This is a genomic window from Pseudomonas sp. QLc11A (genome assembly GCF_052112305.1).
GTDB classification, from domain to species: Bacteria; Pseudomonadota; Gammaproteobacteria; order Pseudomonadales; family Pseudomonadaceae; genus Aquipseudomonas; species Aquipseudomonas laurylsulfatiphila.
The window spans coordinates 154,962-164,446 of record NZ_JAVAJJ010000018.1; the positions used below are offsets into that span (position 1 = coordinate 154,962).

Annotated in this window: 8 protein-coding genes; 6 read left to right on the forward strand and 2 right to left on the reverse strand. The window is 60.2% G+C overall.

Annotated features, from left to right (window positions below):
* Positions 1-36 precede the first annotated feature (36 nt).
* Positions 37-1,938 (reverse strand): potassium transporter Kup, encoded by a 1,902-nt coding sequence (locus Q8X48_RS23750; protein ID WP_015095085.1) that lies wholly within the window; start codon positions 1,936-1,938, stop codon positions 37-39.
* 193 nt (positions 1,939-2,131) lie between these two features.
* A complete protein-coding gene (locus Q8X48_RS23755) occupies positions 2,132-3,007 on the reverse strand; it encodes a LysR substrate-binding domain-containing protein (protein ID WP_015095084.1) in 876 nt (291 codons plus the stop codon).
* 123 nt (positions 3,008-3,130) lie between these two features.
* Here Q8X48_RS23755 and Q8X48_RS23760 point away from each other — a divergent pair, with 123 nt between their 5' ends.
* From Q8X48_RS23760 to Q8X48_RS23785, 6 genes are all read left to right on the forward strand, one after another.
* On the forward strand, positions 3,131-3,481 hold the full coding sequence (locus Q8X48_RS23760) for a RidA family protein (protein ID WP_407801407.1): 351 nt from the start codon (positions 3,131-3,133) through the stop codon (positions 3,479-3,481).
* 46 nt (positions 3,482-3,527) lie between these two features.
* Complete coding sequence (locus Q8X48_RS23765; protein ID WP_407801408.1) at positions 3,528-4,919, forward strand: FAD-dependent oxidoreductase; 1,392 nt, start codon at positions 3,528-3,530, stop codon at positions 4,917-4,919.
* Positions 4,920-5,171: 252 nt separating this feature from the next.
* On the forward strand, positions 5,172-6,338 hold the full coding sequence (locus Q8X48_RS23770; RefSeq protein ID WP_102675709.1) for a 2-aminoethylphosphonate--pyruvate transaminase: 1,167 nt from the start codon (positions 5,172-5,174) through the stop codon (positions 6,336-6,338).
* Between the two features lie 272 nt (positions 6,339-6,610).
* Positions 6,611-7,951, forward strand: coding sequence for an MFS transporter (locus tag Q8X48_RS23775; protein WP_407801409.1), 1,341 nt, complete (start codon positions 6,611-6,613; stop codon positions 7,949-7,951).
* 39 nt (positions 7,952-7,990) lie between these two features.
* Positions 7,991-8,818 (forward strand): phosphonoacetaldehyde hydrolase, encoded by an 828-nt coding sequence (phnX, locus tag Q8X48_RS23780; protein ID WP_407801410.1) that lies wholly within the window; start codon positions 7,991-7,993, stop codon positions 8,816-8,818.
* A gap of 75 nt (positions 8,819-8,893) precedes the next feature.
* Positions 8,894-9,485, forward strand: a 592-nt coding sequence (locus Q8X48_RS23785) for an aldehyde dehydrogenase family protein (protein ID WP_407802785.1), incomplete at its 3' end; no start/stop codon positions are given.

Here is a 9,485-nt window from a genome sequence, read left to right on the forward strand (position 1 = left end):
CATTACCGCAGGCCCAAAAAGCCAGCCGATGACTCTTTACATCTCAACCTGTGTGCCCAATTCTATTACCCGATTCAATGGCAACTTGAAGTACTTCAGATTGCTATTGGCATTTTTCAGCAAAAATGCGAACAGGCTTTCTCGCCAACGGGCCATACCGATGCGCTTGGTCGGGATCACCGTTTCCCGGCTGAGGAAATAGGTCGTGCGCATCGGACTGAAGTCCAGTTCGGTCAAGTGACAGAGACTCAACGCCAAGGGCACATCGGGCTCCTCGATAAAACCAAAGTGCAGACTGACCCGGAAGAACCCTTCACCATAGGCCTCAACCTCGAACCGCCGATCAGCACTCACGCGAGGGCTGTCTTCAGACACTACTGTCAGCAATACCACTTGCTCATGCAAAACCTGGTTATGCAGCAGGTTGTGCAGCAGCGCATGAGGAACAGCATCGGTCCTGGCCGTCAGGAATACCGCCGTGCCTTGTACGCGATGGGGCGGTTGCGTACGGATGCTGCTGATGAACAGCGGTAGAGGCAGCGCCGATTCATCCAGCCGCTCGACGATAATCTTTCTGCCGCGCTTCCAGGTCGTCATCAAAATGAACAGACCAATGCCGGCGATCACCGGGAACGCACCGCCCTGGAAAATCTTCGGCGCATTGGCCGCGAAATACAGACTGTCTACGAGCAAGAAGCCGAGCAGCATGGGAATGGCCAGCCAGCGCGGGGTTTTCCATAGGAGCAGGACGACTGCCGAAGACAGGATCGTTGTGATCAGCATGGTCCCGGTCACCGCGACGCCATAGGCTGCGGCCAATGCGCTGGACGACTCGAAACCGATGACCAGCAGGACAACACCGACCATCAGTGCCCAGTTAACCGTGCCGATGTAAATCTGCCCCTGCTCCTGACTGGAGGTGTGCTGGATAAACATGCGCGGGATATATCCCAACTGAATGGCCTGGCGAGTCAGGGAGAAAGCGCCGGAAATCACGGCTTGTGAAGCAATGATGGTGGCCAGGGTGGAGAGCGCAACCATCGGCAGCAATGCCCAATCAGGCGCCAGCAAATAGAACGGGTTACGCACAGCCTCCGGGTTTCCCAGGATCAACGCGCCCTGGCCAAAGTAATTGAGCGCCAAACCGGGCAGTACGAGCATAAACCAGGCACGGGAAATCGGCTTTCGACCAAAGTGGCCCATGTCGGCATACAGTGCTTCAGCACCGGTCAATGCCAACACGACAGCCCCCAGAATCGCCACACCGATGCCCGGATGAACCACGAAAAACTGCACTGCCCAGACAGGGTTGAGAGCTTGCAACACTTCCGGGCGCTGCAAAATCCCGTAGATGCCAAGCGCGCCCAACACCACAAACCACAGCACCATGACCGGACCAAACAGGATGCCGATTCGAGCCGTGCCATGTTTTTGTATCAAGAACAGCGCCACCAGCACGATCACTGACAAGGGCACAACCCAGTGCTCGATCCCGTCAAACGCCAGCTGTAGTCCTTCAACCGCAGAGAGCACCGAAATAGCCGGGGTAATCATGCTGTCCCCGTAAAAAAGTGCCGCACCAAACAGGCCGAGCAGTACCAGTACCTTGCTCATGTGCGGATAAGGTGCTGCCGCGCGGCGGGCTAGCGCCGTCAACGCCATGATGCCGCCTTCGCCCTGATTGTCGGCTCGCAGGATGAACAACACGTACTTGATCGAGACCACCCAGATCAGCGACCAGAAGATCAACGACAGAATGCCAAGCACCCCGTCGTGATTGACCTGAACCCCATAGTGGCCGGAAAAGACTTCTTTGAGCGTGTAGAGGGGGCTGGTGCCGATGTCCCCGTAAACCACACCAACGGCGGCGACGAGCAAGCCCGCGCCAGACGTTTTGGATTGGGAATCTGTTTGCGCGCTGATTACATTTTCACTCAAGGGTCGCTTCTCTCAAATTGCGGGGGAGGAAGTTCTCGCCATCCTTGGGCAATACGGGGCCAGCGTCATTGGAAATGCAGGCGGACGCATGGATGGACTAAAAAATCGCGGCCAGTATCGTTGGGGGCAAAACCGCCTACCGTAAAGAAAGCGTAAAAATTTATACGGCAGCCTCCAAACGTTCTGATAAACCTCACCCGTCCAGGCCTTCTCGAACCATGTCGAGGAAGGTCGTCAAGATACGCCGCGAACTCTGTGCGCGCAGGCACACCAAGGTCTCGGTGAAGTGCCGCTGACAGTCAACGATCGGCAAGCCGCGAACCCGTGAATCCGAGCCCAGTTCGGCGGCCGAGACGACCCCGACGCCCATGCCGATCGCCACCGCCTCGCGCGCGGCTTCACGCCCCTCCACTTCGATGGCTTTGCGGATGTGCAGGCCCGCCGCTGCCATCTCCTCTTCCAGGGATAAGCGCGTGACCGAGCCCTGCTCGCGCAAGACCATGGGCGTGTCGTGCAGGTCGGCCAGGCAGATGGAATCTCGTTGTGCCCAGGGATGGTCCTGGGCGACGAAAGCGAGCATGGGATCGCTGCGCAGATGCAGCGACATCAAGCGGTCGTCTTCGATGTTGCGCCCCAGCAGCGCGATGTCGGCCTGGTGGCTGAACAACCGCTGCAGGACCTCATCGGTATTGGCGGTTTCAATCTTCACATCGATACCGGGGTAACGGCTGCAGAAGCGTGAGACATAAGGCAGGACGTGCACCGGCGCATCCACGGCCAGGTTCAGGGTCCCGGTCGACAGGGTACGGTAGTCCGTGAGCATGTCGTGGGCATCGACACTGATATCGAACAGGCGCTGGGTCAGGCCGAACAGCCGCTCGCCCACCTCCGTCAGGCGCACCAGGCGCTTGTCGCGGTAGAACACCATCACCCCGTAATAATCCTCGAGCTTGCGCACCTGGTCGGATACCGCAGGTTGCGACAGGCAGAGTTGCTCGGCCGCCCGGGTGAAGCTGCCATTCATGGCGACGGCGTGAAACGCCTTGAGTTGGGTATGGGAAATCGTCATTGGCGCACCTTGCTATAGGTTCAGCTTATTCGTTCATACGATAAATCGATTTTATTTATGAACAGTGAACTGCAAGCATGATTTTCACAAGTGCCGTCCCTCGTATCCCTCCAGGAATGCCCTATGGAAATTGAACGTTTCGCTGTGACAAAACGCCGTTCGGACATGGTCCGGTACGACAACCATCTCTATATCGGTGGCCAGGTTGCCACGGACCTGCAGGGTGATATCCAGGCGCAGACCCGCGAGGTGTTGGCTGGAATCGAGCAGCTTTTGCTCAGTGCCGGCAGCTGCCGCGAGCGGGTGCTTTCGGTGCGCATCCTGCTCGCCCATCGCGAAGACTATGAAGGGTTGAACCGGGTCTGGGACGAGTTTTTCCCCGAAGGCCATGCCCCCACACGCGCTTGCACCCTGGCGCAGCTGATCGACCCCGGTTGGCGCGTGGAAATGATCGTGGTCGCCGCGTGCGGCTGATTGCGTCCCCAACCCTGCCTCGAACCGATCCAACGGAGATGACCCCATGCGCCCCTACTGGCTGGACCAGGCCCTGAAAAATCAACCCGCTGCGCCCTGCCCTGCGCTGCAACAGAACACCCGCGCCGACGTCTGCATCGTCGGCGGTGGCTATACCGGTCTGTGGACCGCCATCATGCTCAAGGAACAGAATCCCGAGCTGGATGTGGTTATCGTCGAAGCCGACATCTGCGGTGCCGGTGCCAGTGGACGCAATGGCGGCTGCGCGCTGTCATGGTCGGCCAAGTACTTCACCCTCGAGCGCCTGTTCGGCGTCAAGGAGGCGATACGCCTGGTCAAGGAATCGGAGCAGAGCATCTACGCCATCGGCGCCTTTTGCGAAAAGTACGCGGTGGATGCCGATTACCGTCTCGACGGCACGCTCTACACGGCGACCAACCGTGCCCAGGTCGGCTCGACCGATGGGGTGATCGCGGCATTGGAGCGCCATGGCATCAACTCTTTCGCCAAATGTGCGCTACCTGACGTGCAACGCATGTCTGGCTCGGCCCGGCACATCGAGGGCTGGTTCTCGCCGGCGGCTGCCAGTGTGCAGCCGGGCAAGCTGGTCCGTGGGCTGCGCCGGGTGGCACTGGAACTGGGCGTACGGATTTTCGAGGGCACACCGATGACCAGCCTGGAAGAAGGCATGCCCGCCAGCGTCAATACGCCGAACGGCAAAGTGACCTGCGACCGGGTCGTGCTGGCGATGAACGCCTGGATGGCCCGCGCCTTTCCACAGTTCTCGCGTTCGGTGGCCATTGTCTCCAGCGACATGATCATCACCGAGCCGCGACCGGACTTGCTCGAGCGCATCGGCCTGACCAGCGGGGTCACCGTGCTCGACTCGCGGATTTTCGTGCACTACTACCACAACACCCCGGACGGCCGGATCATGCTCGGCAAAGGGGGGAACACCTTTGCCTACGGCGGTCGTATCCTGCCGGTTTTCGACCAGCCATCGCCCTACGCAGGGCTGTTGCGCAACACGCTGACGGAGTTCTTTCCGGATTTTGCCGACGTCGGTATCGCCGCTACCTGGAACGGCCCCTCCGATCGCTCGGTCACCGGCCTGCCTTTCTTCGGCCGCATGGGCGCGAGCGGCAACGTCTTCTATGGCTTCGGCTATTCCGGCAGCGGCGTGGGTCCGTGCCATATGGGTGGGCAGATCCTGTCGTCACTGGTGCTCGGGGTGGACAACCCCTGGACGCGCTCGCCGCTGGTGCAAGGTCCGCTTGGGCATTTTCCGCCGGAGCCGGTGCGCTACCTGGGCTCATTGATGGTGCGTAACGCCATTCGCCGCAAGGAGCATGCTGAAGACCACAACCGACCTCCCCGTCGACTTGACGTGCGCCTGGCGAAATTCGCGGCAGCCGCCGGCAAGGCGGACAAGGGATAAGCGCCCCGCCCCGAAGCGAAATTTCACGCTAACGAACAGAAAACCCCGCCCGGTTATTCACCGCGCGGGGTCTTTCTGCTGCCTTTGAATTCCTGCTGCGGATGAACCAACCAGGCGAAGGCCACGTGCCACCTCAGTTATAAGCTCAGCTTGTTTGTGACATGTGATAAATCGATTTCAGTTATTTCTTGCCAGATGTTTTTATCAACCCATGCATCACTCCCCACAAAAACAACATCGCCGGAGAAGATCATGACCAAAGCCGAATTCCCGACTACCCAGCCACTGGCAACCCCAGCCCTGGGTGAACCCTACCTGCTGACCCCAGGCCCGCTGACCACTTCCAAAGCCACCAAGGAAGCCATGCTGCGCGACTGGGGATCATGGGACGGTGCCTTCAATCAGGTCACCGCTGAAGTTCGCCAGAAACTGCTGAGCATGGCCGGCGTAGAGGATGACAGCTTCGCCTGCGTGCCACTGCAGGGCAGCGGCAGCTACTCGGTCGAGGCCGCCCTGGCCACCGCCATCCCCCGTGACGGCAAAGCCCTGGTGCTGATGAACGGCGCCTACGGCCAGCGCGCCACCAAGACCCTGGAGTACCTCGGTCGTGCGTTCATTACCCTGGACAAGGGCGATTACCTGCCGCCCCAGCCCGAAGAAGTGGACGCCCTGCTCAAGGCCAACCCTGACATCACCAACGTCTTCGTCGTCCATTGCGAAACCAGCTCCGGGATCCTCAACCCGCTGCGTGAAATCGCCGATGTCGTGAAGGCCCACGGCAAGAGCCTGATCATCGATGCCATGAGTTCCTTCGGGGCCGTGCCGCTGACGGTGAAGGACATAGCCTTCGACGTGGTGGTGTCCTCCGCCAACAAGTGCATCGAGGGTATCCCGGGCTTCGGTTTCGTGATCATCCGCCGTTCCGTGCTGGAAGCCGCCAAAGGCCGCGCCAACTCGCTGTCCCTCGATCTTTTCGAGCAATGGGCCTACATGGAGCGCACCGGCCAATGGCGCTTCACTCCGCCGACCCACAGTGTGGTGGCGTTCCACAAGGCACTGGAACAGCACAGCGACGAAGGTGGCGTACACGGCCGACTGGCGCGCTACACCCGCAACCGCGACGTGCTGGTTGCCGGCATGCGCGAACTGGGCTTCAAGACGCTGCTGGAAGACCGTTGGCTGTCGCCGATCATCACCACGTTCTTCAGCCCTGAACATCCCAACTTCGATTTCACGCGCTTCTACGAAGAACTCAAGGCCCGGCAGTTCATCATCTACCCCGGCAAGTTGACCGTTGCCGAGAGTTTCCGCATCGGCTGCATCGGCCAGATCGACGAATACATCGTCCACCAGTTGCTCCGTGCAATCGCGGACAGCCTGGTCGCCATGGACGTGGACATGTTCAAGCCCGCGGCCTGATCGACCCCTTTAAAGGTCTCTGCCGATTCGAGCGAAGGTGCAATGGGTAGCACCTTTGGGCAGGGATCTTTTTTTAAACCATGGATTCGATGACGTACCGCTCGGCAGCGCCGGGCAGGAGTCAGCGATCGCGTAATTCATGAATCAAAGCCTGATGCCATTTGCACGTTCATCGATCGATGTCGTGCGAATGGACAGACTTGTGCACCGAAAACAAAAACAAAAACCGACCAATTTGCGCTGTCTGGCACCACATACGGGATCAGTACACCATGAACAACACGACAAGCCCTCTCGCCACCGGCTGGAAATCCCTCCAGCGTTGGCGCGTGCAGATTTTCCTGATCACCTGGGTGGCGTATGCCGCCTTCTACTTCACCCGCAAAGCGTTCTCCGTGGCCAAGCTGGGTATTGGCGAAGACCCGGACTTCATGCTCGAAAAGGCCGTGATGGCCAACCTCGACGCCCTGTACCTGACGGCCTATGCCGTGGGCCAGTTCCTGTGGGGCAACTTCTCCGACCGTTTCGGCCCAAGGGTGGTGGTCCTCAGCGGCCTGGTCATTTCGGCGGTGGCGGCGCTCCTGATGGGGACCTACGCCACGCTACCGATCTTCGCCTCCTGCATGCTGGTGCAGGGCTTCGCCCAATCCACCGGTTGGTCGGGCCTGTGCAAGAACGTCGGGAGTTTCTTCAGTACCAGTGAGCGTGGCCGCGTACTCGGTTACTGGAGCACCTCGTACGCCTTTGGCGGTCTGGTGGCCACACCGTTTGCCGGCTGGTGGGCTTATCAGGCCTATCACGACTGGCGCATCGCGTTCATCAGCAGTGCCGTTGTCGTGCTGGTGGTGGCGGTGTTGTTCTATTTCCTGCAACGCAACCGTCCGGAAGACGTAGGCCTGCCTGCTGTCGAAATCGAGATCGAACCGGTCAGCAACGTCGTGGTGCCCCGCGAAAGCATGTGGGCCGGCATACGGACCGTGATGAAAAATCGCACCGTGCTGGTGCTCGGCCTTGCCTATTTCATGCTCAAGCCCGCCCGCTACGCCATTCTGCTGTGGGGCCCGGTCATCATCTATGAACGCATGCCCGAGATCGGCAAGGTTGCATCTGCAATCGTTCCTACCTCGTTTGAACTGGCAGGTCTGGTAGGCCCCATCCTCATCGGTATCGCCTCAGACAAATACTTCGGCGCTCGCCGCATACCGGCCTGCGTGCTCAGCCTGGTGGTCCTCACTGTCTGCCTGGGACTGTTCGTTCCCGCCATGCAAAGCGGAAGTCTGTACCTGGTGGTCGGCCTGCTGTTCATGATGGGCCTGACGCTGTACGGGCCGGACTCGATGATCAGCGGTTCGGCGGCCATCGACTTCGGCAGCAAGGACGGGGCTGCCTCCGCCGCAGGCTTCGTCAACGGCTGTGGTTCGGTCGGTGCAGTTCTCGGCGGCCTGCTGCCGGGTTATTTCGACACCATCACCGTGTTCATGGTCTTCACCGGCGCCGCAATACTGGCCATCTTGATGTTGCTGCCATTCTGGAACAGCCGGCCGAAAACCCTGGAAAACCCGCTGTTGGTATCGACCCCGGTACAACCGGTCATTGTCGGCACCACGCCCTGAATTCGTACTACCCACTCAACTTTCCCTGGAGCAATCATCATGCAATACAAACAACCTTCCCAACTGCAAGCCGTGGTTCTGGACTGGGCGGGCACCGTCGTTGATTTCGGTTCCTTTGCACCCACGCAGATTTTTGTCGAAGCCTTCGCCGAGTTTGGCGTAGCGGTCTCCCTGGCAGAAGCCCGGGGTCCGATGGGCATGGGCAAGTGGGACCACATCCGCACGTTGTGCAACGAGCCGCAGATCGCCGCACGTTACCAGGCCGCCTTCGGACGCCTGCCGACGGATGACGATGTCACCGCCCTGTATGAGCGCTTCATGCCCTTGCAGATCGAGAAGATCGCCCTGCACTCGGCGCTGATTCCAGGGGCTCTGGATACCATCGACGCCTTGCGCGACAAGGGCCTGAAAATCGGTTCGTGCTCCGGTTACCCGGCGGTGGTCATGGAGAAAGTCGTCGAGCTGGCGCGCAAGAACGGCTACGTCGCCGACCACGTCGTGGCCACTGACGAAGTACCCAATGGCCGCCCGCACCCGGCCCAGGCCCTGGCCAACGTGATCGCGTTGGGCATCAGCGATGTGGCCGCTTGCGTCAAGGTCGACGACACCTGGCCTGGCATCCTTGAAGGCCGCAGTGCCGGCATGTGGACGGTCGCATTGACCTGCTCCGGCAACGCACTGGGGCTGACCTATGACCAGTTCCGGGACTTGCCTTCGGACAAGCTGGCCGAAGAGCGTGCCCGCATCACCAGGATGTTCGAAGGTTCACGCCCGCACTACCTGATCGACACCATCGTCGATCTACCGGCCGTCATTGAAGACATCAATGCACGCCTGGCTCGTGGCGAACCCCCTCAGGGTTCCTGACCCTGCACGGCTTGTGCACCTGACAGTGACCGTCCTGTGGGCGGTCACACCCCAAAACAACAAGAGAACGCGATCATGAACTACGCCCACCCAGGCACTGCCGGTGCCATCGTTTCCTTCAAGTCCCGCTACGGCAACTACATCGGCGGCGAGTTTGTCGCACCGGTCAAAGGTCAGTACTTCACCACCACCTCGCCGGTGAATGGCCAACCGATTGCCGAGTTTCCCCGCTCCACGGCCGAAGACATCGACAAGGCCCTGGACGCTGCCCACGCCGCTGCCGATGCCTGGGGCAAGACCTCGGTGCAGGACCGCTCCCTGGCGCTGCTGAAAATCGCCGACCGCATCGAGCAGAACCTCGAACTGCTGGCCGTCACTGAAACCTGGGACAACGGCAAGGCCGTGCGTGAAACGCTGAACGCCGACATCCCGCTGGCCGTGGACCACTTCCGCTACTACGCCGGTTGCATCCGCGCCCAGGAAGGCAGCTCGGCGGAAATCAACGAACACACTGCGGCCTATCACTTCCATGAGCCGTTGGGCGTGGTCGGCCAGATCATCCCGTGGAACTTCCCGATCCTGATGGCCGCGTGGAAACTCGCTCCAGCCCTGGCTGCCGGTAACTGCGTGGTACTCAAGCCCGCCGAGCAAACCCCGCTGGGCATCA